The organism is Nocardia vaccinii NBRC 15922, assembly GCF_001613305.1.
Taxonomy (GTDB): domain Bacteria; phylum Actinomycetota; class Actinomycetes; order Mycobacteriales; family Mycobacteriaceae; genus Nocardia; species Nocardia vaccinii.
Map to the genome: position 1 here is coordinate 259,599 of NZ_BDCC01000033.1, position 21,328 is coordinate 280,926.

Annotated in this window: 20 protein-coding genes; 4 read left to right on the forward strand and 16 right to left on the reverse strand. The window is 67.8% G+C overall.

Annotated elements, in window-relative coordinates; all coding sequences use genetic code 11:
- Positions 1-7: 7 nt before the first annotated feature.
- The 4 genes from NV1_RS22495 to NV1_RS22510 form a co-directional block, all read right to left on the reverse strand.
- The gene (locus NV1_RS22495) at positions 8-982 is read right to left on the reverse strand and encodes an esterase/lipase family protein (RefSeq protein WP_067894785.1); all 975 of its coding nucleotides are present in this window, start codon (positions 980-982) and stop codon (positions 8-10) included.
- Between the two features lie 109 nt (positions 983-1,091).
- Positions 1,092-3,290: a malate synthase G gene (locus NV1_RS22500; protein ID WP_067894487.1), complete on the reverse strand. Its 2,199-nt coding sequence runs from the start codon at positions 3,288-3,290 to the stop codon at positions 1,092-1,094.
- Between the two features lie 414 nt (positions 3,291-3,704).
- Positions 3,705-4,397 carry a DUF305 domain-containing protein gene (locus NV1_RS22505; protein ID WP_067894489.1) on the reverse strand — a complete coding sequence of 231 codons (693 nt, stop codon included), beginning with the start codon at positions 4,395-4,397 and terminating at the stop codon, positions 3,705-3,707.
- On the reverse strand, positions 4,397-5,974 hold the full coding sequence (locus NV1_RS22510; RefSeq protein WP_067894491.1) for an LVIVD repeat-containing protein: 1,578 nt from the start codon (positions 5,972-5,974) through the stop codon (positions 4,397-4,399). Before NV1_RS22510 ends, NV1_RS22505 begins: the two co-directional genes overlap by 1 nt.
- A 507-nt stretch (positions 5,975-6,481) precedes the next feature.
- Here NV1_RS22510 and NV1_RS22520 point away from each other — a divergent pair.
- Complete coding sequence (locus NV1_RS22520) at positions 6,482-7,261, forward strand: acyl-[acyl-carrier-protein] thioesterase (RefSeq protein WP_084525631.1); 780 nt, start codon at positions 6,482-6,484, stop codon at positions 7,259-7,261.
- A 40-nt stretch (positions 7,262-7,301) separates the two neighbouring features.
- Here the strand turns inward: NV1_RS22520 and NV1_RS22525 are convergent, their stop codons facing one another.
- Positions 7,302-8,459 (reverse strand): TfoX/Sxy family DNA transformation protein, encoded by a 1,158-nt coding sequence (locus NV1_RS22525; RefSeq protein WP_067894497.1) that lies wholly within the window; start codon positions 8,457-8,459, stop codon positions 7,302-7,304.
- A 212-nt stretch (positions 8,460-8,671) separates the two neighbouring features.
- Positions 8,672-9,661, reverse strand: coding sequence for a LysR family transcriptional regulator (locus NV1_RS22530; RefSeq protein WP_067894500.1), 990 nt, complete (start codon positions 9,659-9,661; stop codon positions 8,672-8,674).
- Positions 9,662-10,012: 351 nt separating this feature from the next.
- Here NV1_RS22530 and NV1_RS22535 point away from each other — a divergent pair, with 351 nt between their 5' ends.
- Positions 10,013-11,155 carry a Glu/Leu/Phe/Val dehydrogenase dimerization domain-containing protein gene (locus NV1_RS22535; RefSeq protein ID WP_067894791.1) on the forward strand — a complete coding sequence of 381 codons (1,143 nt, stop codon included), beginning with the start codon at positions 10,013-10,015 and terminating at the stop codon, positions 11,153-11,155.
- Positions 11,156-11,199: 44 nt separating this feature from the next.
- Here NV1_RS22535 and NV1_RS22540 read toward each other — a convergent pair whose 3' ends face one another.
- The 4 genes from NV1_RS22540 to NV1_RS22550 all read right to left on the reverse strand — a co-directional run bounded on the left by NV1_RS22540 (position 11,200) and on the right by NV1_RS22550 (position 13,426).
- Positions 11,200-11,601: a DUF302 domain-containing protein gene (locus NV1_RS22540; RefSeq protein WP_067894503.1), complete on the reverse strand. Its 402-nt coding sequence runs from the start codon at positions 11,599-11,601 to the stop codon at positions 11,200-11,202.
- Between the two features lie 15 nt (positions 11,602-11,616).
- The gene (locus tag NV1_RS47275) at positions 11,617-11,793 is read right to left on the reverse strand and encodes a DUF8730 family Cys-rich protein (protein WP_507762137.1); all 177 of its coding nucleotides are present in this window, start codon (positions 11,791-11,793) and stop codon (positions 11,617-11,619) included.
- Positions 11,794-11,814: 21 nt separating this feature from the next.
- Positions 11,815-12,204 carry a carboxymuconolactone decarboxylase family protein gene (locus NV1_RS22545; protein ID WP_067894506.1) on the reverse strand — a complete coding sequence of 130 codons (390 nt, stop codon included), beginning with the start codon at positions 12,202-12,204 and terminating at the stop codon, positions 11,815-11,817.
- 199 nt (positions 12,205-12,403) lie between these two features.
- Positions 12,404-13,426 carry an aldo/keto reductase gene (locus NV1_RS22550; protein WP_067894509.1) on the reverse strand — a complete coding sequence of 341 codons (1,023 nt, stop codon included), beginning with the start codon at positions 13,424-13,426 and terminating at the stop codon, positions 12,404-12,406.
- 126 nt (positions 13,427-13,552) lie between these two features.
- On the opposite strand from NV1_RS22550, the gene NV1_RS22555 reads away from it, so the two are divergent.
- Positions 13,553-14,185 (forward strand): TetR/AcrR family transcriptional regulator, encoded by a 633-nt coding sequence (locus tag NV1_RS22555; RefSeq protein WP_245713861.1) that lies wholly within the window; start codon positions 13,553-13,555, stop codon positions 14,183-14,185.
- A gap of 76 nt (positions 14,186-14,261) precedes the next feature.
- Here NV1_RS22555 and NV1_RS22560 read toward each other — a convergent pair whose 3' ends face one another.
- A complete protein-coding gene (locus NV1_RS22560) occupies positions 14,262-14,693 on the reverse strand; it encodes a nitroreductase family deazaflavin-dependent oxidoreductase (RefSeq protein WP_067894797.1) in 432 nt (143 codons plus the stop codon).
- A 197-nt stretch (positions 14,694-14,890) separates the two neighbouring features.
- Here NV1_RS22560 and NV1_RS22565 point away from each other — a divergent pair, with 197 nt between their 5' ends.
- Entirely contained in the window at positions 14,891-15,604 is a 714-nt protein-coding gene (locus NV1_RS22565; RefSeq protein ID WP_157117238.1) for a hypothetical protein, read from the forward strand.
- A gap of 18 nt (positions 15,605-15,622) precedes the next feature.
- Here the strand turns inward: NV1_RS22565 and NV1_RS22570 are convergent, their stop codons facing one another.
- The 5 genes from NV1_RS22570 to NV1_RS22590 form a co-directional block, all read right to left on the reverse strand.
- Positions 15,623-16,528, reverse strand: a complete 906-nt coding sequence (locus NV1_RS22570; protein ID WP_067894515.1) for a 3-methyladenine DNA glycosylase — start codon at positions 16,526-16,528, stop codon at positions 15,623-15,625.
- Positions 16,529-16,536: 8 nt separating this feature from the next.
- Positions 16,537-17,601 (reverse strand): hemolysin family protein, encoded by a 1,065-nt coding sequence (locus tag NV1_RS22575; RefSeq protein WP_067894518.1) that lies wholly within the window; start codon positions 17,599-17,601, stop codon positions 16,537-16,539.
- On the reverse strand, positions 17,594-18,976 hold the full coding sequence (locus NV1_RS22580) for a hemolysin family protein (RefSeq protein WP_067894521.1): 1,383 nt from the start codon (positions 18,974-18,976) through the stop codon (positions 17,594-17,596). Before NV1_RS22580 ends, NV1_RS22575 begins: the two co-directional genes overlap by 8 nt.
- A 280-nt stretch (positions 18,977-19,256) precedes the next feature.
- On the reverse strand, positions 19,257-20,693 hold the full coding sequence (locus tag NV1_RS22585) for a GuaB1 family IMP dehydrogenase-related protein (protein WP_067894524.1): 1,437 nt from the start codon (positions 20,691-20,693) through the stop codon (positions 19,257-19,259).
- A gap of 99 nt (positions 20,694-20,792) precedes the next feature.
- Complete coding sequence (locus NV1_RS22590; RefSeq protein ID WP_067894527.1) at positions 20,793-21,293, reverse strand: DnaJ family domain-containing protein; 501 nt, start codon at positions 21,291-21,293, stop codon at positions 20,793-20,795.
- Between the last annotated feature and the right edge of the window lie 35 nt (positions 21,294-21,328).

Sequence of the window (21,328 nt, forward strand, 5' to 3'; positions counted from 1 at the left end):
GCCACCGTTACGGTGGCCCCGGCCGAATTCGTGTCGGGCACGGCACCGGATGCCGTGCCGGATAGGCAGGGTCCAGGGCGGTTTCGACGAGGTGACCCACGACGGGATCGAAGGGGAGCATCTCGTGATCCACGATGTCGGTCGGGCACACGTCCTGGACCCACACGTTCCGGACGCTCGCGCCGGGTCCGGCGGTCAGGAAAGTTGCCTGCGGCGGTATGGCGGTGATGTCGTATCGGGTCGCGATCGCGGTGTAGGAGACGCCCGGTTCGGTGTCCCCGCCCGCGTCGAGCCGGGTCAGGAAGTCGCTGCCCGCCACCTGCTGTAGGGCCGCGACGGGGATCAGGGTCCGGGCCGCGTCGCCCGGGGGAGTGCCGGGCCGCAGAGCCGCCCCGGTGACGCCGAGCGCGGCCAGTCCCGGGAGCGGGACGCCGTGATTGGTCCCGCCGAGGGTGATCAGATGCGCGACCCGGTTCCGCGCCGGATCCGCCGGATCGGTACCGCCGTCGAAGCGCATGTACTGCCGGGCGAGCGGACCGCCCTGGGAATGGCCGACCAGATCCACCTGGCGGGCCCCGGTCGCGGCGAGCACGCGGTCGACGAAGGACGCGACTTCGCGGGCGGAGGCGGCGATGTCACCCAGACCGTAGACGCCCGGAATCGCGCCGAGTGCGGCATCGACCGCCGTGCTGGTGTCCCGGCCGTAGTCGAGGGTGTAGACGCAGTACCCGTCGGCGGCCAGTTCCGGAGCTAACGCCGCCCAGGCGCCCTCGTTGTCGGTGGTGCCGTGCAGTAGCACGACCGGCCGTGGATGCTGTTGTGCGGGAACGCAATTCCAGTCGTTCGCACCGGGCGGCGGGCCGTCGACGCCCCGGGTGGGCGCGGGCAGGCCGGCACCGATGTCCGCGCCCGCGGGTGCGCCGCCACACGCGAGTGCGCACACGGTGCCGACGCACAACAGGATTTTCCGGATCGCACACATACCCACGCCTTCCCCCGGAAACCAATGATCCCCTGGCCGAACGACGTTCGGCCAGGGGATCTGCGGGGTTGTGGCCCGGTTGTGCCTGGATCGGTGCCCGTTTCGAGACTCAGCCCTTGGCGGCCAGCGCCTTGGCCTCGCGACGACGCCGGTGCAGGATCGGCTCGGTGTACCCGTTGGGCTGGTCACAGCCCTCGAGGATGAGCTCTTTCGCCGCCTGGAAGGCGACGCTCGCGGCGAAGTCCGGAGCCATCGGACGGTAGTTCGCGTCCCCCGCGTTCTGCCGGTCCACCACCGGGGCCATCCGCTCGAGGCTGGCCACGACCTGATCGGCGGTGACGATGCCGTGCCGCAGCCAGTTCGCCATCAGCTGGCTCGAAATGCGCAGGGTCGCACGGTCTTCCATCAGCGCGACGTCGTTGATGTCCGGCACCTTGGAGCAGCCGACGCCCTGATCGATCCAGCGGACCACGTAGCCGAGGATGGACTGGGAGTTGTTGTCCAGTTCGTTCGCGATCTCCTCGGCGGACCAGTTCGGATTCGCTGCCAGCGGGATCTCCAGGATCTGATCTACCGTGGCGCGCTTGCCGCCGCGGGCGATCTCGGCCTGTCGCGTGAACACGTTCACCTGGTGGTAGTGCGTGGCGTGCAGGGTGGCCGCGGTGGGGGAGGGCACCCAGGCGGTGGTCGCGCCCGAGCGCGGGTGGCCGATCTTCTGCTCGAGCATGTCGTGCATCAGATCGGGCATCGCCCACATACCCTTGCCGATCTGGGCCTTGTGCGGCAGAGCCGCGCTCAGGCCGGTGTCGACGTTCCAGTCCTCGTAGGAGGCGATCCACTGCTGCTTCTTCATATCGGCCTTGCGAACCATCGGCCCGGCCACCATCGAGGTATGGATCTCGTCGCCGGTGCGGTCCAGGAAGCCGGTGTTGATGAAGACCACGCGCTCCCGGGCGGCGTCGATGCAGGCCTTCAGGTTGACAGTGGTGCGGCGCTCCTCGTCCATGATGCCGACCTTGAGGGTGTTGGCGGGCAGGCCCAGCACACCCTCGACGCGGGCGAACAGCTCGTTGGCGAAGGCCACCTCGTCCGGGCCGTGCATCTTGGGCTTGACGATGTAGACCGAACCGGTGCGGGAGTTCGAGACCTTGGCCTCGCCGCGCAGGCTGTGCATCGCGGTCAGCGAGGTGAACAGCGCGTCCAGGATGCCCTCGGGCACCTCGTCGCCGTTGGCGTCCAGGATCGCGTCGCTGGTCATCAGGTGGCCGACGTTACGCACGAACAGCAGCGAACGGCCGTGCAGCACAACGTCTTTGCCATCCAAGCCGGTGTAGACCCGGTCCGGGTTCATGGTGCGGGTGAAGGTCTTGCCGCCCTTGCTGACCTCTTCGGCCAGATCGCCCTTCATCAGGCCGAGCCAGTTGCGGTAGCCGAGCACCTTGTCCTCGGCATCGACCGCGGCGACCGAATCCTCGAAGTCCATGATCGTGGTGACCGCGGACTCGAGGACGACGTCCTTGATCCCGGCGCTGTCGGTGCTGCCGATCGGGGAAGCCGGATCGATCTGGATGTCGATGTGCAAACCGTTGTGGCGCAGCAGGATCGAGGTCGGGGCCTGGGGAGTGCCCAGGTAGCCGACGAGAGCGGAGGCGTCGGCGAGGCCGATACCGGTGCCGTCCTCCAGGGTCACCTCGAGCTCGCCGTCGACGATCTTGTATGCCGTGGAGCCGATGTGCGAGCCGGTGATCAGCGGCACCGCGTCGTCGAGGAAATTGCGCGCCCACTCGATGACCTTGTCGCCGCGGACCTTGTTGTAGCCAGGGTTTTCGGCAGGACCGGCCTTCTCTGCTCCTCCCGTCTCCGGGATGGCGTCGGTGCCGTACAGGGCATCGTAGAGCGAGCCCCAGCGCGCATTGGCGGCGTTGATCGCGAACCGCGCGTTCATCACCGGCACGACCAGCTGCGGGCCCGCGGTGGTGGCGATCTCGTCGTCCACGTTCTGCGTGCCGATGGCGAAGTCGGCGGGCTCGGGACGCAGGTATCCGATCTCGGTCAGGAACCGCTTGTAGGCCGTCTTGTCGTACCCGGCGCCGGGGTTCTCGGCGTGCCAGGCGTCGAGCTTGCCCTGGATCTCGTCGCGTTCGGCCAGCAGGGCACGGTTGCGCGGGGCGAGGTCGTTCACGACCCGCTCGGCACCGGTCCAGAACGCGGCGGAATCCACACCGGTGCCGGGGAGTGCCTCGTTCTGCACGAAGTCGTACAGAACACTTGCCACCTGAAGCCCGCCGAGGAGAATCCGCTCTGTCATCTACTGCCTCATTTCGAGAAAGCCGGATGGAAAAAGTACGACCGTCATGTTACTCGGCGGTAATAGCTGGTTGGTACCTACCCCACGCGGATCCGCTCCGCGGCTCTCGTTCTCGCCGCTGTTGGGAGGTTGGTTGTGACCTGTCTGTTACCATACCCGGGTCCAATTTTGGTCCGTCTGACGTTTCGCCGCTGTGCTCCTCGCGCGAGCGGGGGATGAGCCTTCGATGTTAGGAAGTTTTGATGGGCAGTACCGCCATTGACGTGGTGAGTGTGATTCTGGCGCACGCGTCCGCGTTCTGGAACTGGTTCTCCACGGGGTCTTCCGGTTTTCCGCCGATCTGACCTGTCCGTGCTGATGCCCGCCGGTGAATCCGGCGGGCATCGTCGTTTTCGGGGGTGATCGGCCGCGGCGTCAGGGGAGTGGCTGAGCGCCCAGTTGTTGCAGCATGAGCGCGATGATCCCGGCCTCCTGGCCCTGGGCGGTGATCATCGCGCGGGCCTGCTCCTTGACCGCGCCGGAGTGCAGGGCGCGATCGGCGGCGCGCGCCATGGTGATGCCGCCCAGATGATGGCGATACATCAACTGCAGGAACAGGACCGCGGCGTCACGGCCGCGTGCGGCGGCGAGGGTGTCGAGTTGGGCCTGCGAGGCCATGCCGGGCATGGCGGTCGCGGCCGGGGTTGTCGCGGCTGTGATCGACATGGCGGAATGCGTCGGCGCGGCAGCGGTTTCGGCGTGCATCCAGGCCATCGGATGTTCGGACATCGGCGAGGCGTCGGCCAGCCGCAGCCAGCCCAGCATGGTGCCGATCTCCATCCGCTGGGACTGATCGATCTGCCGGGCGAGGCGCAGCACGGTGGGATCCACTCCGGGATCGAGTCGTTGGACCAGGAACAGGGCCTGCTCGTGGTGCGTGATCATGTCCTGGGCGAAGCCGATCTCCACGTCGTTGAGAATCGGTGTGGGACTGGGGTGCTCGGGCAGGATCACCGGGCGCAACGCGGCGCCGACGACCAGCAGGATCAGCGCGGTCGCGGCATACGCGGCGATTCGGTAGGCCCGCGCGCCCGGCCGCGTCCACGACGCCGGGAGGTCGCGGCCCATCAGGAACCCACGATCGAATGCTGGTTCCCGGGTGGCGAATACACGGTGTGGTCCAGTTGCAGGACCATGAAGCCGTTGTCGTTGCAGGTGGTCCACAGCTGACTGCCGTGCCACTCCGGCGGGGCGAAACACCAGTCCGTGGACAGATCACCGAAGGCCAGCATCCCGGTCCGCGGCGAAAGCGCCTTGGCCGGATCGAATTTCCCGTCCAGCACCGCGCGGGCCATCGAGAAGCCCTCGAGCGCGGGCGGTCCGATGAGTGAGGCGAGCGCGTGCGGTGAATTCCACAGATCCAGGTTCTGTCCGGTGCGCGCGGGCGGGTTGTAGTAGGCGATCTCGCGGGCGTGGAACGGATCCCGCACGTCGAACACCCGGATGCCCGAGGACTCCCAGCCGCAGGCCAGCGCCGTCGGATTGTCCGGCCGGTCGGCCGCGCAGTAGTGCGGATCGTAGGAGAACACCGAACCGCCCATCGAGGAGGCCAGCTGGCTGTCCAGGTGGTCGGGCAGGTTGATCTCCAGCTTGATCTTGTTCACCACGTGCGGATTTCGCTCATCCGAGATGTCCACGAGTTTCACCCCGCCCGCGCCCGCCTCGTCGACGGTGAACAGGTACGGCCTGCCGCCGTAGGTGACCGGAATGCTGTGCTGGGTGGCCCAGCCGTCGGTCCAGAACACCCGGCCGATGTGGTTCACCTGCGGGTTCGGATCGCGTCGCTGGACGGCGCTGATATCCAGCACGGTGAATCCGGCCAGCGCCGACAGGTACATGCGATTGCCGTCGGGGCTGATGCCGAACCCGTGCGCCTCGATACCGGCCAGCCCCTGCCAGATCACATGCGGATTCGACGGATCGGTGAGATCCACGGCACTGAGGAAACCGGGTGCGATGCCGGAGGCCCAGTAGGTGCGGCCGTCGGGGGAGAAGCCGCCCTCGTGCGTCGTGATCGGCAGCGGCATCGCGAGATTGCTACCCGGACCGGGGTTGAGCAGTCGCGGGTGCGCGCAGTCGGAGATGTCGTAGACCGACAGCAGTCCCGCGCCCTCGAGCAATGGAACACCGGTGCCCACCAGCAGCTTTCGCGCGGCGTTGACCTTCAGGCTCTCCCAGGTGCCCGCCAGCATCGCCGGTTCGGTGAGGGTGGCCGTGAGCACCGGATGTGCCGGATCGGCCACATCGAGCACCTGCACGCCCTGTGCCGGCCCCAGGATGTCGCCGGGGAAGAACGAGCCGGTGTAGGAGCAGTGGTCGAAGGTGGTCGAGGTGATGCCCGCGCCGCGCCCGGTGTAGCCGCCGACCAGTGAGATGTTGCAGCGATAGCCCTGTTTACTGCGTCCGCTGTCGCGGTCCGCGGCCGAAACGTCGCCCTGCATACCGGTTTCCGGCAAGGAGCCCGGTCCGCAGTTCGCACGCGGGACCGATGTCGTTCCGACGTCCAGGAATTGCCGGACCTGCGTGGCGATATCTGATTGCAGATCGGCCGACGCCCCGCCCAGCGGCAGTGTCGCCGCCGCGAGCAGCGCCGCCAGCACCACCAGGACCGGTTTGGACCGCCGAATTCCCGTGAACCGCCGCATTGCGGAACCCCCAACTCTCAGCCGGAATCACGCCGGTGTGCGGGCGGAATCGCCACTCACATCGACAATCCGGAACGGTAACTCACATAACTGGCCGGTAGGTTCGTTTTCGGCGGAATGACTTTCGCAGGCCGCCAGGCATGTTCGTGCCATGTCCACGTCGCGACGGACGAGAATTCACCGTTTCCCATAGCGCGGTCGGCGTCGGTCCGGCGGATGCGAGCCGTCGACCGGGTGCGCCGCAGCTCGTGTCGACACCGATCGATGCGCAGACCTGTTCGATTCCCTGTGCGGGTAGGGATGTCGGCGATCGCGGGCACCTCCCGCTCGGCGAGTGCGCAGGCGCGGTCCGCGTGTTCCGCATCCGTCGCCGCCTGCTGGTCCAACCACCGCCCCCGGGTGTGCGGAACGTATTCGAGGAACAGCGCCGGCGGCTCGGAGGGGTGGGTGCCGGGTCCGGAGGGTGCCGGTCGGTACGCTCGTCCATGACCTGCGAAAGGAGCGTTCATGAGCGTCGCCGCCACCGCCGACCGGTCCGTGGACATCGCATTTCCACTGCCGCCGTGTGCGGACGAGGACCGGGCGTTTCACGAGGAATGGCCGGTCCGGCTGGGGGATACCGACGGTGACGCGCGGTTGCGGCTCGACGCGGTGGCTCGGTACCTGCAAGACGTGGGGTACGACCATCTGCAGGCGGTGGACGAGGGAGATCTGCATCAGGGGTGGATCGCGCGGCGCACCGTGATCGATATGCTCGCGCCGATCGAATTCGGTGATCGGGTGCACCTGCGGCGATGGCCGTCCGCGCTGTCGAACCGATGGTGCAATATGCGCATCCAGGTCCGCGGCGAGAACGGTGGGCTGATCGAGTCCGAGATGTTCCTCATCCACGTCGACCTCGAGGCCGGACGGCCGGCCCGGATGAGCGACCGTTTCATGGCGCCGATGCTCGCGGCGACCACGGAACACCGGCTGCGCTGGCGTTCCGCGCTCGCCGAACGCGCCGACGGCGACGGCGAGCGCTGGGCGTTTCCGCTGCGGGTCACCGATGTGGACCGCTACGGCCATGTCAACAACGCGGTGCACTGGGAGGCGATCGAGGAGGCGCTGGCGCGACATCCGCGGGAAATGCCGTATCGCGTCATCCTCGAACACGCCGGTCCCGTGATGGCCGGTGACGATGTGCTGATCCGCACCTGGCGTGGTGAGTCCGCGTTGCAGGTACAGCTCGAGGTCGACGGCAGCGCCCGGACGCTGGCGCGAATCGAATCCCTCCGCTCCGCCTGAACTGCCGGGGGTTTCGATCCGGCCGAGCGGATCGTTGAAATCAGTTGGTGCGGAACATCTTCGGTGCACCGACGCGGTGACGGTGCGGAACCCGGCCGGAACGGGACCGTCGGCGTGACGGCAGTCCAGGCGGTTCGTCGCCGAGTTCGGCCAGCAGTTCGCGGCGTCGTTCGAGCGGGATGCCGCGACGGTCGCGGTGGATCAGCGCACCCTCCATCGCCCACAACATCCGCGGGTCCAGCCCGCGGACTCCCGCCGCGCGCATGCGTCGATACGCCTCGACCGCGCCGATCGCCGCCAGATCCTCGAGCGAGTGCACATCGGCACGGTCCAGCATCTCCGCGGCCGCGTATCCGAGCGTCCAGGTGCGGTCGCGAAACACCCGCACTCTCAAATGCTCTTCGCCCCTGATGGTTTCGGCCTCATCCCAGACGGCCGCGCGCAGTTCGTCCGGGCCCGTCGGTGCTTCGGCGGCGGACAGCACCTGCGCCCGGGCCTGTGTGGCGATATTCACCATCGGGCCGAATCGCCGGAAGATCTGGATCTCCCCGTCGTACCCCCGATTCCAGGGGCCGAGGTAGGTGTGGTCGGTGCCGTAGGCGTTGGTGGTGTCGAGACCGGCCGTCTGTAAGGCCCACGCGCGGCATTCGTCGGGTGCGCCGGGGGTGAGGACGAGCAGTCCGGCGCGTCGGGCCACCGTGCCGATGTCCCGCCGGTGACGGTGGCGATGCCACCGAGTATCCCACCAGACGTCCAGTGTTGCGGGCTCGAGCGTCCGGTCCAGGCCGAAGGACCGCCAACGCACCGTGCCTTCCGGATTTGTCAGGGGCAGAAGGTTTTTCAGGTTTCGCGCCGCGTGCTCGTCGAATGTCGTGCACCAGCCGGGAACCAGGACGATCGGGTCGGCCGGATCGGCGTCGAACGGGGTCGGCCGCAGGAACGGGCGGTCGATCAGAACGACCGTGCCCGGCCGCGCCTGATACGACAGACCCCACAGCAGCCGTGCCAGCAACCGCGCGCCGTGATCGTCGGAGAGCACATGCCAGGTTTCGTGAAAACGGTTGGTGCTGAACTGGACTCGCGTCCCAGGGCGCAGGGTGATCACGGTGCGGACAGGGCCGTGCGCCCGCATCGGATGCCGATGCAGTTTGAGTCCGTCGGTGACGGATCGCGCGGTGCCGGGGCGTTGCTGTTTCATCGCCCTCCATGACGCCACGGCGACGCCCCGGGGTTCAAACGAATTTCCGAACCGTGACGGGACGGCCGATCCGGTGACCTCGCGGCGAAGACCGGTGTACAACGAGGAAATGGGGAGGCAGGCGATCGTCGTGGTCTACGTGCCGGCGATGATCGTCCTCATCTTCGGCGCGCTCTATCTGCGGTTCGTCAAGGGGTCCTGAGCGCCGGTGGTCAAGCGTGCCCGAAGCTTCCGTTGGTGGCCTCGGGCGGGTCCGGCGCGCTGGTCTCGGCCGGGGCGGGCAGTGTGGTGGGATCGGCGGCCAGGCCCTTGGCGGCGGCGGTGGTCCGGATCGCGTCCACGACGAGCAGCAGGGCGGCTCGACGCGCGGTGTTGGTGCGGTAGGCCAGCGATACGGTCCGGGTGAGTGAATCGCCGAGCGGGAGGATGTCCACTCCCGGTGGGCGCAGCGCAAGGCCGAGATCGGAGACCAGGGTGACGCCCAGTCCGGCCGCGACCATCGCCATCGCGGTGGCCTGCTCTTCCACCTCGTGATCGATTCGGGGGGCGAGCCCGGCGGACTGGAACGCCAGCCGGACCGCGTGCCCGAAATGGGACCGGGCGGGCGCGAGAATCCACGGATGTTCAGCCAGATCGGTCAGTGTCACACCGGCCATCGCCACCGCGTCGGCCGGAACCGCGGCGTGCAGCCGCTCGACGGCGATGACCGTGCGTTGCAGATCCCGGTCCCAGGTCATCGGGTAATTCGAGTATTCCAGGACGAAGGACAGATCCAGCGCGCCGTCACGGACCGCCGCGGCCGTGGCTTCCGGGGCCAGTTCCTTGGTCCGTACCAGAATGCCCGGATGGGTGCGGGCGAGAGTGGTGAGCGCGTCGGGGAGCAGACCGGACGCCACCGACGCCCACACCCCGGCGGTGACCTTGGCCGTCACCGATTCACCGGCCTCCTCGAGCGCCTGGGTCGCGCGCTCGACCGCGGCGAGGATTTCCTCGGCGTGCTCGGCGAGCAGCACCCCGAGGTCGGTGAGCTGTACTCGGCGACCCCGCCGCTCGAACAGCCGTGTGCCGACATCACGTTCGAGCTGCGCGAGCTGCTGAGATACCGCCGAAGCCGTGTAGTGCAGCGCGTTCGCGGTCGCCGTGATCGTTCCGCGTCGGTTCAACTCACGCAACATCCGCAAGCGGGCCAGCGACAGATCCATGACATCGAGCCTAAAGGCGGACGGTCGCTTCTCGCCGAGCGCGATCGAGCGCTCTGCAGGAACGCTGAAAACCTCCGTTAATGAACCGTAAATGGACGCACAAACAGGTTTAGCCGCAGGCTGGAGGCGCGCCGGATGTGAAAGTTCGGCCGGGACGACGAGGTCCGAACCGGGAGAACATGTGCCCTCCGCCCTCGGGTCGGTGGCGGGCGCGAGGACGAAGAGGAGGCGATCGCTGTGACGACGCTACAGGAGCCGGTCGGGGGGACCCCGCACGTGACCGCACAGACCGTTCCGGCCCTACCGACCGAAACGGTCGCCCCTGCCGCGGTCCGCCGCCCCGAGCCGTACATGCGCCTGCAGTGGACGGATTCGCTCACGGGCGCGGTCGGCTACCTCGTTGTGCACACCCTGCGGTCGGGACTGGCCACCGGGGGCACCCGGATGCGGGCGGGTTGTACCTTGACCGAGGTCGAGGATCTGGCTCGCGGTATGGCGAACAAGACCGCCACCTTCGATCTGCCGGTCGGCGGCGCCAAGGGCGGCATCGACTTCGACCCCAAGGACCCGCGCGCGGTAGCGGTGCTGGAGCGGTTCTGCGAGGCCATGCGCCCCTGGATCGACGCGCACTGGGTGACCGCCGAGGATCTGGGAGTCCCACAGCACCTGATCGACGAGGTCTTCGAGAAGCTGGGGCTGGGCCAGAGCTACCACGCCGCGATTCGGCGCGCCGATGATCCGGCCGCGACGCTGGAACGAGTCCGGAACGGGCTAAACGCGGCGGTCGACGGCGGATTCCTGCTCGGTGACGTGATCGGCGGATACGGGGTCGCGCACGCCTGTCTGGCCGCGGCGGTGTCCTGGGGGCAGTCGCCCGCGGAGACGACCGTCGCGATCCAGGGCATCGGCACGATGGGCGGCGCCGCTGCCTACTATCTGCACGAGGCCGGGATGACGGTCACCGCACTGGCCGACGCCGCGGGCACTCTGTACCGCGCCGAGGGGCTGGACGTCCCGGCGCTGCTGGGCCTGCGTGACGGTTTCGGCGAGATCGACCGCACGCGTCTGCCGGAGGGCATCGAGCAACTGCCGCGCGCCGCGATCCTGTCCATGGACGCCGATATCCTTGTCCCGGCGGCGATCTCGTACGCGATCACGCCGGACAACTCGTTCGATATCACCGCGCGCATCATCGTCGAGGCCGCGAACGCCGCCACCACACCGGAGGCGGAGGCCATGCTCGCCGCTCGCGGCGTCCCGGTACTGCCCGATTTCGTCGCCAATGCCGGCGCCGTGGCCTGGGCCTGGTGGCTGCTGCTCGGCCAGGTCGACGACAATCCGGAGAACTCCTTCGACCGGCTGCGCACCATCATGCACAGCAAGGTCGCCGAACTGCTGTCGGCGTGGACCGAGCACAGCCGTACGCCGCGCGAGACCGGCCATCGCTGGGCCGACGACCCGGCCCCGCTCGCCGGGCCGGTCGTCATCCCCTGAGTACGGCGGATCCGGCTCGGCCGGGCTGCTCGACGATCGGCCGGCTACTCCTCGGTGAGTGCCCGGATGGCCTCTCGAAGCCGGCCGGTCGCCTCCTCGGCCACCTCGGCGACCTCGGGAACGTCGATGAGACCGGACATCATGCGCGGGTCCGCGGCCTCGACCAGCACGGTTTCCGCATCGGCATCGCGAACGACGACGTTGCACGGCAACAGCAGGCCGAGGCGGCGTTCGACGTCGAGTGCTCGATGTGCGAGCGGCGGATTGCACGCGCCGAGAATGAGATAGTTCTCCATCTCCGCGTCGAGTTTCGCCCGCATCGTCGCCCGCACATCGATTTCGGTGAGCACGCCGAAACCCTGCTGCGACAGTGCTTTCCGGGTCCGCTCGACCGCGTCGTCGAAGGATGCGCGCACCGTGGCGGACAATGTCGGATCGGTTTGCATCACATCACCTGCTTCCTATCGGCCGAATAACCGGCGCAATGGATTTCTGTGGTTGGGGTCGGAGCCGCTGTCGGTGGAGTGGCCGGGGCACCACTGCCCGGCGGGGACTCGTGCGCGGACCTGGTCGATGTGCCGCCCGCAGCCGGACCATGTCGTCTTACCACAGGTTCTACACCGAATCGGGCTGCACATGTCGTTCCTTTCCGTGATCGTTCACGCTGGAGCGTCCTCGAGGGCGTCGGCGAACTCGCAGAACGCTTCGTAGGCACGTGCCCCGTAAATGGTGGCCGGCCCGCCGTGCATGAGGAAGGTGACGCCGATCGCCTCGGCGGCTTCCTGGCGAGTGGCCCCGGCGCGGGCGGCGGCCTGCCCGTGCGAGGCGATGCAGCCATCGCACCCCTCGACCACGCCGATCGCCAGCGCGATCAGCTCCTTGGTCTTGCGGTCGAGTGCTCCCGGTGCGAATGCGGCGCTGCTGAGTTCGCCGAAGCCCCGGTAGACCTCGGGGATGGCCTGGCGCAGCGCGCGGTGTTGCGGGGTGAGTTCGCGCAGCACCTCGACGCCGTAGCGGGAGGCGTGCGCATCGTGGGTGGGTGCGGACATGAGGTTCCTTTCCTTCCATCGCACCGGATTCGGTTCGGTGAAAATATCCCCGGGGGGATGTTATTTCGACGGTAACATACCCCCGGGGGTATGTTCAAAAAGCGGGCTCGGCCGCTCGGCTGCGAAGAAGCTGGAGGGACTCTTGCTCTCCCTGGCCTGATCGAATCGCCAGGCCGGGGAACGCTGGTGAACTGGTGCCTCAGGCGGCGCTGCGCTCGCTCACCGGTCGGCGGCGCAGGTGCGGATGCAGCAGGGCCGGGGGCTGATATGCCTGGTCGAGGCTGCCGATGTCGGTGCCGGGCGGGACGATCTCATCGATGCGGTCGAGGATGTCGTCGCCGAGGGTGACCTCGATTCCGCTGAGCAGACCCTCGAGCTGGTCCATGGTGCGCGCGCCGAGCAGTGCGCTGGTCACGCTGGGGTGAGCGATGGTGAACGCCATGGCCAGATGGACCAGCGGCATGCCCGCCTCGGCCGCGAGCGGGATGAGCTGTTCGACCACCTCTATGCGGCGTTCGTCGTTGAGCGATTTGAACATTCCGGCGCGGCGCACATCGGACTCCTGCCCCTTGCGGATGCGGCCGGTGAGCAGGCCCTGACCGAGGGGGCCCCAGGTCACCACGCCCATTCCGTAGCGTTGCGCGATCGGCAGGACCTCACGCTCGATTTCGCGGTTGAGGATCGAATAGGGCGGCTGTTCGGTGCGGAAGCGCTCGTATCCGCGCCGTTCGGCGACCCACTGGGCCTCGATGATGTCCGAGGGCGGAGTGTTGGAGGACCCGATTGCGCGAACCTTTCCGCTGCGGATCAGATCGGACAGCGCCGAGAGGGTTTCCTCGATGTCGGTTTCCGGATCCAGCCTGTGGATCTGGTAGAGATCGATGTGATCGGTCTGTAGACGGCGCAGCGAATTCTCGACCTCGGTCACGATCCAGCGCCGCGAGGTGCCCTGCCGATTGGGGTCCTGGCCCATCGGGCGGCTCACCTTGGTGGCGAGGACGACACCGTCCCGGCGTCCTCGAAGTGCTTTGCCCACAACCTCTTCCGAGTCGCCGTAGGCGTCGGCGGTGTCGATGAAGTTGATTCCCGAGTCCAGCGCCCGGTGGATGATGCGGGCCGAGTCGTCGGGGTCCGGATTGCCCACGCTGGTGGCGAACATCAGGGCGCCGAGCGCGTACGGACTCACCCTGATGCCGGTGCGGCCGAGTGTGCGGTACTGCATGGATAGCTCCTGGGATAGGGGACGGATGTGGTCGCCGATCACGTTGTGTCGTACGCTCGACCTAAGCGGAAAGCTATTCCGGAACTATACGGAAAACTTTTCCGGTTAGGCAAGTGAGGTATCGAATTGACCGATGAAGAGCTGTTGACCGGCGAGGATCCGAGCAGCGACGCGGGTGTGGCCGCGCCGCGCCGCCGCCGGGCCGACGCGCAACGCAATGTCGACGCGCTACTCGAAGCGGCCAAGGGCGTCTTCGCGGTCTCGGGCGTGGACGCCCCCGCGAAGGAGATCACCGATCGTGCGGGAGTCGGCGTCGGCACGTTGTATCGGCACTTCCCGCAGCGGTCCGATCTGGTCGCGGCCGTACTGGAACGCGAGATCGACGTGTGCGTGGCGGCGGGCCCGGTTCTGTCCGCCGCCCACGACCCGGCCGAGGCGCTGGCGAAGTGGTTGTACCGGCTCACCGAATTCGTCGGAACCAAACGAGGACTCGCGGCGGCCATACATTCGGACGCACCGAAGTTCGACGATCTGGCCGGGCGCCTGCTGAAGCGGCTCGAGCCCGTACTCGGCGACCTCATCGACGCGGCGGTCGCGACCGGCGAGATCCGCGACGATATCGGCCCGCGCGAACTGGTGCACGCGGTGGCGCTGCTCTGCCAGCCCGTTCCCGGCGAGGATCTGACCTACAACCAGCACATGGTGAGCGTTCTGGTGGACGGGTTGCGTCGCGGGGCCCGTCCGGCGACGACCCGTTGAACGAAAAGCCGGCCCGGTCATTCGACCGGACCGGCAATCGCTTGTGTGGCAACCGAATTCGAGCGAAAAATTCCCGCTACTTCGGATCGAGGACGAAGACCGGGATCAGCCGATCGGTCTTGGTTTGGTATTCCGCGTAGGGCGGGTAGGCGGCGACGGCGCGCTCCCACCACACGGCGCGTTCGTCACCCTCGACCTCGCGGGCGACGTAGTCCTTGGTCACGGTGCCGTCCTGGAGCGGGAACTCCGGATGCGCCTTGATGTTGTAGTACCAGACCGGGTGCTCGGGTGCGCCGCCCTTGGAGGCGACGACCGCGTAGTGACCGTCGTGCTCCACCCGCATCACCGGCGTGTACCGCAACTTGCCGCTCTTCGCGCCGCGCAACGTCAACAGCACGATCGGCGACCCGACGACCTCGATGCCCTCGGTGGTGCCCGTGTCGAGGATCTTCTTCGTCTGATCCTGTACCCAGTCCGTTGGGCTCAGCTCTACCGTCTCATCTGTCATATTCACGCCCAACGGTGCGCGGATCGTTCTCATTCCCGGTACGTGTGTCGGTTCGGCAAACCCCTGGTCATCGGCTGTCCGTACCGCCCTGTGCGAGTCCTTCCCGGTGGCCGCCGGGTGCCTCGGCCCGTCGGTCGCACTCGGCGCGAGTCCGTGCCGACATGCGGGACGCGCCGCGATACCGGATCATCGCAGGTATGCCAGAACTCTACTTCTCCCCGGATCAGCTGGACGAAAACGGTTGTCCCACTTGGGTGACCGCGCTCGCGGGGGAGGAATACGATCCGAACCACCTGGTGCACATCGTGCGTGATCTGGACCCGGCCGATGCGCTGGCGCTGCTGGGCGTAGACCGGCAGGACATCCGGCCGTGTGAGCTACCCGCCCGCAGCCCCGGCGACCGGGCGTCATTGGCCAGGGCCGCGATCGAACCGCTGAACCCGACCGTGGTGCTCATCGCCGGGCGCGTCGGCGAATGGACGTTCATCTACGACGACCTGGGTGAGACCAGTTGTCTGTGGCACCTAGAACAGCGCCCGGAGGCGGTGTCGGCGCTGTCCACCGCTGGTGCGGCGGCCGCCATCAGTAGTGTCGCGATTACCGGGCATATCAACTTCGGCTACGCGATCGACGGGGAGACGCTGTTCTTCCACTCCCGGGACGAATCCGATCTCGACGATCTCGCCGAGGTGCCCGCCGAGGTGCGTGCGGCTGTCGAGGCCGCCGGAACGGTCGGTGCCGAGTTCGACGACGGGACCACCATGCGGATCATCTGCGCGCTCGGTGGACTGCCGCGCACATTGGCCGAGTTGCGTGAAATCCCGTTGCTGATCGCACCGTACGACTCGCGGCCGGAGCTGTTCGGCAAGCCCTCGTTGACCCTCGCGCCGCAACCGTATCCGTTTCGATGATTCGGCGGGTTCAGCTGTCTAGGACGCTCGAACGTCTTCGGGGATACGGGCGAGCAGGTCCCGGCACGCGGTGATCAGCCGGGCGCGCAGGCCATCGGCGTGCTCCGCGATCTCGGATTGCCGGCGGACGTAGTCGGCTCGCCCGGAAGGGGTTTCGATGGCGATCGGCTCGTAGCCGTACTCGGACAGGTCGTAGGGACTTGCGCGCATATCGAGTTCGCGTGCGGAGCAGGCGAGTTCGAAGCAGTCCAGCAGCAGGCCCGACTCGACCAGCGGGACGAGTTTGAAGGCCCATTTGTACAAGTCCATATTGGCGTGCAGGCAGCCGGGTTGTTCGCGCAGGACTCGGCCGTCGCGGGTCAGCGGATCGGTGTTGCGCGGGACCGCGTCGGGGGTGAAGAACCGGAAGGCGTCGAAATGGGTGCAGCGCAACGACATCGACTCCACCACGGCATCGGTGCCGGCGTGGCCGAGGCGCAGGGGCACCTGCTGATGGCGGACCTCCCGCGAGCGATACACCATCGCCCATTCGTGCAGCCCGAAACAGGACAGTCGGGCGGGGCGGGATGCGGTGGCGCACAACAGGTCCGCCACGAACTCGATGGTGTCGCGGCGGCGCAGCAGGTATGCGGCATCGGCAGCCCAGGCGCCCGCGCCCGAGGCGGTCTCCTGATGCCGGTACCCTCGCGCGCCGTCGTATTCCCGGGCGTTCTCCAGCGCCACGCCGTAACCCGGATGCCAGCGGCGCAATTGGGCCGGTTTGTGCCCGTAGTAGGTGAACAGGAAGTCGATGACCGGATGTTTCGACCCTGCCGACCGGTGTCGCAGATACGGACCGACGAGAGCATCGACCCGGTCGCGGTGCACCCGCGCGCGGGCGCGCCACCGCGACTCGGGCAGGAAATCGTGGGCCGAACCGGTCATCGCGGCTCTCATTCCGCGATCCGGTGGGTGGCGTCGCGGACCGTGCCCACGAACTCCTCGACCAGATCCTCGAGCGCGACGATACCGACGGTGTTGCCGCGGCTGTCGACCGCGCGCCCGAGATGACTGCTGGTACGTCGCAGCCGCGAGAGCGCCTCGTACAGGGTGGTGCCCATGCTGACCGTCGGCAGTGGGCGGATATCGGCGCGGGGGATCGGCGTGGCCGGGCCCGCATCGTCGTCGGCGACCTTGTCCAGCACATCCTTCACATGCAGGTAGCCGACCAGCGAACCGTCTTCGGTGCGCACCGGATATCGGGAGAAACCCGTCTCGGCGACCGCGGATTCGATATCGCCGAGGGTGGTTCCGTCCCCGCGCAGGGGCACGCACCGGGTCTTGGCCAGCGGCACCATCACATCGGCGACGATGCGGTCGGTGGTGCCCAGCGCCTGGGTGAGACGACGATGCTCCTCCTCGTCGATCAAACCCTCCGAACGGGATTCCCCGAGCATCTCGGCCAGCTCCACCGACGAGACCGTGGTGTCCAGCTCGTCCTTGGGCTCGATCCGCAGTGCCCGCAGCGACAGATTCGCGGCCAGGTTGTAGAACACGATCACCGGACGGGCCAGCCGCAGCCAGATCAACATCACCGGAACCAGAAGTAGCGCAACGCGTTCCGGCCCGGCCAGGGCGATGTTCTTCGGGATCATCTCACCCAGCAGCATATGCAGCATCACCACCAGGCACAGCGACAGCGCGAACGAGATCGGATGCAGCAGCTGTTCGGGTACGTGGGCCAGATCGAAGGGCCGTGTCAACAGATGCGCGATGGCCGGTTCGCCGATCCGGCCCAGCAGCAGCGAGGCGATGGTGATGCCCAGCTGTGCGGCGGCCAGCATCATCGACAGGTGCTCGCCGGCCCGGATGACCGTCACCGCACCACGTTTGCCCTGTGCCTGCAAGGCTTCGAGCCGGTCGCGGCGGGCGGAGATGAGTGCGAATTCCGCGCCGACGAAGAAGGCATTGCAGCCCAGCAGCACCAGCGTCAGCAGCACACCGAACAGATCACCCATGGCTGAGCTCCCAATCCGTCACCGCGGCGGCGTCCACCGGTTGCAGCAGTACCCGGTCGATCCGGCGCCCGTCCATGCGTTCCACCCGGGCCAGCCACCCGCCGCCGGAATGCATCCGACTCGAATTCGGTTGTCCCGTACCGGGATCGGGCAGCAGAACCTCGTCACCGGTCTCGGGGATCCGGCCCAGCCGGGTCAGCACCAGACCGCCGAGGGTTTCGTATTCACCCTCGGGCGCGTCGTATCCGGTGGTGCGGGCGACCTCGTCGATGCGCAGCAGACCCGAGCAGTTCCAGCCCGAGGAGGTGCGGCGCACGTCGAGTTCCTCCTCGTCGTGCTCGTCGCGCACATCGCCGAGGATCTCCTCGATGATGTCCTCCATCGTCACCAGGCCCGCGGTGCCGCCGTATTCGTCGACCACCAGCGCCACCTGCATACCGTCCGCGCGCACCCGTTCCAGCACCGCGTCACCGTCCAGGCTCGCCGGAACGATCGGCACCTGGTGGGCGATGGCGCGCAATCCGATATGGCGGCGATCCCGGACCGGATGCACGAATGCCTGTTTGACGTGCACCACGCCCAGGGTGTTGTCAAGATCGCCGTCGATCACCGGGAATCGGGAGAATCCGGTGCGGTTCGCGGCGGCGATCAGATCGGCGATGGTGTCGTCCTGATCCAGGGTTTCGATCTTCACCCGGGGCGTCATCAATTCCTCGGCGCTGCGCTCGCCGAATTCCAGGGAACGACCCACCACCTGCGCGGTGCGCAGATCCAGTGCGCCGCGCAGGGCGGAAGTGCGCACCAGCGACCCCAATTCCTCGGGGGAGCGCGCCGAGCGCAGTTCCTCGGCGGGTTCGATGCCCAGCTGCCGCACCACCCAGTTGGCGGTGCCGTTGAGCAGTTTGATCAACCAGGAGAAGAACGTGGAGAAGGTGATCATCGGGATCGCGGTCAGGCGCGCGATGGCCAGCGGCGCGGTGATGGCGATGTTCTTCGGCACCAGTTCGCCGTAGACCATGGACAGCGAGGTGGCCAGGACCAACGAGATGACCAGCGAAATACCCTGTGCGGCACCCGGACTCGCGCCCAGCGCAGTGCACAGCGGTTCGATCAGCCGGGCCAGGACGGGTTCGGCGATATAACCGGTGACCAGGGTGGTGAGGGTGATGCCGAGCTGCGCGCCGGACAGCTGGAACGACAGTGTCCGGTGTGCGTGACGGACCTGGCGGGCGCGGCGGTCACCGTCACGGGCATGCGCCTCGACGGTGCTGCGTTCCAGGGCGGTGAGTGAGAATTCGGCGGCGACGAACAGTGCGGTGCCGACGGTGAGCGCGACGAAGCCCACCAGACTCAGAATCGTGAGCAGCACGGACACGTCTCAACACCGTCCCCGATGCCTGAGGTGTCCGGGAATTGCTGCGGTTACGGGGGCGCCGGGTATGTCACCCGGCTCGGTAGAGGAGCCCTCCTGAGTGGCGCCCTCGGACGCGGGTGACAACTGGTTCCTTTCGCAAGCGGAAGCTGTTCTTCGGTACGGACACGGCCGCGGGCCTTCCTCGTGCCCGGACCGGCAACCTTCATGTTACCGGCAACCGCTGCGAAGGTCGCCACCGCGGCGCGCGGTGGCGACCCGAATCATCGGCCGATCGGAACTTTCACCACCCCGACGGCAGCGGGCGACCCTCGGCGAATCCGGCCGCGGACTGCACGCCGAGCACCGCCTTGTCGTGCAGTTCGCCCAGCGTGCGGGCCCCGGCGTAGGTGCAGGCGCTGCGCACGCCCGAGCAGATGTGGTCGATGAGATCCTCCACACCCGGCCGCTCGGGATCCAGGAGCATCCGCGAGGAGGAGATGCCCTCCTCGAACAGCGCCTTGCGGGCCCGGTCGAAGGCGTTGTCGGTGGCGGTGCGCGCGGCGACCGCACGCTTGGACGCCATGCCGAAACTTGTCTTGTAGGCGTTCCCGTCACGGTCGACGCGCAGGTCGCCGGGGGATTCGTAGGTGCCGGCGAACCAGGAGCCGATCATCACGTTCGACGCGCCCGCGGCGATGGCCAGGGCGACGTCGCGCGGATGCCGCACGCCGCCGTCGGCCCAGATGTGCACGCCGAGATCCTTTGCGGCCGAGGAGCATTCGGCCACGGCGGAGAACTGCGGACGGCCCACGCCGGTCATCATGCGGGTGGTGCACATCGCGCCGGGCCCGACGCCGACCTTGATGATGTCGGCTCCGGCCGCGGCCAGATCGCGGGTGCCCTCGGCGGAGACCACATTGCCCGCCACCAGCGGAACGCCCAGGCGCAGATCGGCCACCGAACGCAGCGCCTCCAGCATCTTGACCTGGTGGCCGTGCGCGGTGTCCATGACCAGGACGTCGGCGCCGGCGTCGACCAGCGCCTTGGCCTTCGCCGGGACGTCGCCGTTGATGCCGACCGCCGCCGCGATGCGCAGCTTGCCGGTCCCGTCGACCGCGGGGTCGTAGATGCCGGTGCGGACCGCGCCGGTACGGGTGAGCACACCGGCGAGCGTGCCGTCCGCGGCCAGCAGCACCGCGAGGTGCGCGTGCTGCGCTTCGAGGATCTCGAAGATCTCACGCGGTGAGGCGTCGGCGGCGGCGGTGACGAATCCGGTCTCGGCCACGCTGCCCAGGCGTGCGAAACGGTCCACATCGGCGCAGGCTGCCTCGGTGACCACGCCGATCGGGCGGCCGTTCTCCACGACCACGACCGCGCCGTGCGCACGCTTGTGGATCAGCGCCAGCGCTTCCGAGACCGAATGATCCGGGCCCAGCACCACGGGGGTGTCGGCGACCAGCGAGCGGGTCTTCACGAAGGAGATCGTGTCGGCGGCCGCACCGAGCGGTAGATCCTGCGGCAGCACCACGATGCCGCCGCGGCGGGCGACCGTCTCGGCCATCCGGCGTCCGGCGACCGCGGTCATATTGGCCACCACGATCGGGATCGTCGTGCCCGTCCCGTCGCTGGTCGACAGGTCGACGTCGAATCGGGACGTGACTTCCGTCCGATTCGGGACGAGGAAGATGTCGTCGTAGGTCAGGTCGTAGGGCGGCTGATGGCCCGGTAGAAACTGCACTCCGGCAATTGTAGGGGAACTCCCGGGTTGCGCGGACGAGCTCGGCGAACGTGGCGCGGGCTGCTGACCGGCCGATTGCGAGCCCGTACGGTGGTCGCGTCAGCGGTGCCGGCGGAACAGAGTGCGCCGCCATCGGGGAGCGGCCGACGCGGTAGGCGTGCGCTCGGTGGTCGCCGCGTGTTCGGGCCGTGCCGCGGGTTGCCGCCGGGCGCGCCACTGTGCGACCACCTCGTCGGCGTTGACCGGCCGGACGTTGACGTGCGGTCCGTGCGGCATCCGCAACCAGGCGACGATCCGGGCGTTGAGTTCGCGGACGTGCTCCCGAACCCGCTGCTCGGAATTCATGGTCCGCACCGCGTCCGGCAGCCGTTCCACATCGCGCCGCAGCAGCAATGACGGCGGCAGCATGCCGTCCCCGCTCACGCCCTCGCGCCGCAGATAATCCTTCAGCCACCAGTTCTCGTCGTAGCTCTGCCCCGCATCCGGCAGCGGCTTGCCCACACCCGGCAGATCATCGAATTCACCGCGCTCGGTCGCCTCGCGAATCTGCTTGTCCAGCCACGATTCGTAGGTCATACCGGCTGGTTTGCGTTCGGTCATCGTCGCCCCTCCGTGATCGACTGATGCCAGCCTAA

Bases quoted from the DNA above. Each gene is read 5' to 3' on its own strand.
- NV1_RS22495 (WP_067894785.1), bottom strand. From the start codon at position 982: ATGTGTGCGATCCGGAAAATCCTGTTGTGCGTCGGCACCGTGTGCGCA.
- NV1_RS22500 (WP_067894487.1), bottom strand. From the start codon at position 3,290: ATGACAGAGCGGATTCTCCTCGGCGGGCTTCAGGTGGCAAGTGTTCTG.
- NV1_RS22505 (WP_067894489.1), bottom strand. From the start codon at position 4,397: ATGGGCCGCGACCTCCCGGCGTCGTGGACGCGGCCGGGCGCGCGGGCC.
- NV1_RS22510 (WP_067894491.1), bottom strand. From the start codon at position 5,974: ATGCGGCGGTTCACGGGAATTCGGCGGTCCAAACCGGTCCTGGTGGTG.
- NV1_RS22520 (WP_084525631.1), top strand. From the start codon at position 6,482: ATGAGCGTCGCCGCCACCGCCGACCGGTCCGTGGACATCGCATTTCCA.
- NV1_RS22525 (WP_067894497.1), bottom strand. From the start codon at position 8,459: ATGAAACAGCAACGCCCCGGCACCGCGCGATCCGTCACCGACGGACTC.
- NV1_RS22530 (WP_067894500.1), bottom strand. From the start codon at position 9,661: ATGGATCTGTCGCTGGCCCGCTTGCGGATGTTGCGTGAGTTGAACCGA.
- NV1_RS22535 (WP_067894791.1), top strand. From the start codon at position 10,013: ATGCGCCTGCAGTGGACGGATTCGCTCACGGGCGCGGTCGGCTACCTC.
- NV1_RS22540 (WP_067894503.1), bottom strand. From the start codon at position 11,601: ATGCAAACCGATCCGACATTGTCCGCCACGGTGCGCGCATCCTTCGAC.
- NV1_RS47275 (WP_507762137.1), bottom strand. From the start codon at position 11,793: ATGTGCAGCCCGATTCGGTGTAGAACCTGTGGTAAGACGACATGGTCC.
- NV1_RS22545 (WP_067894506.1), bottom strand. From the start codon at position 12,204: ATGTCCGCACCCACCCACGATGCGCACGCCTCCCGCTACGGCGTCGAG.
- NV1_RS22550 (WP_067894509.1), bottom strand. From the start codon at position 13,426: ATGCAGTACCGCACACTCGGCCGCACCGGCATCAGGGTGAGTCCGTAC.
- NV1_RS22560 (WP_067894797.1), bottom strand. From the start codon at position 14,693: ATGACAGATGAGACGGTAGAGCTGAGCCCAACGGACTGGGTACAGGAT.
- NV1_RS22565 (WP_157117238.1), top strand. From the start codon at position 14,891: ATGCCAGAACTCTACTTCTCCCCGGATCAGCTGGACGAAAACGGTTGT.
- NV1_RS22570 (WP_067894515.1), bottom strand. From the start codon at position 16,528: ATGACCGGTTCGGCCCACGATTTCCTGCCCGAGTCGCGGTGGCGCGCC.
- NV1_RS22575 (WP_067894518.1), bottom strand. From the start codon at position 17,601: ATGGGTGATCTGTTCGGTGTGCTGCTGACGCTGGTGCTGCTGGGCTGC.
- NV1_RS22590 (WP_067894527.1), bottom strand. From the start codon at position 21,293: ATGACCGAACGCAAACCAGCCGGTATGACCTACGAATCGTGGCTGGAC.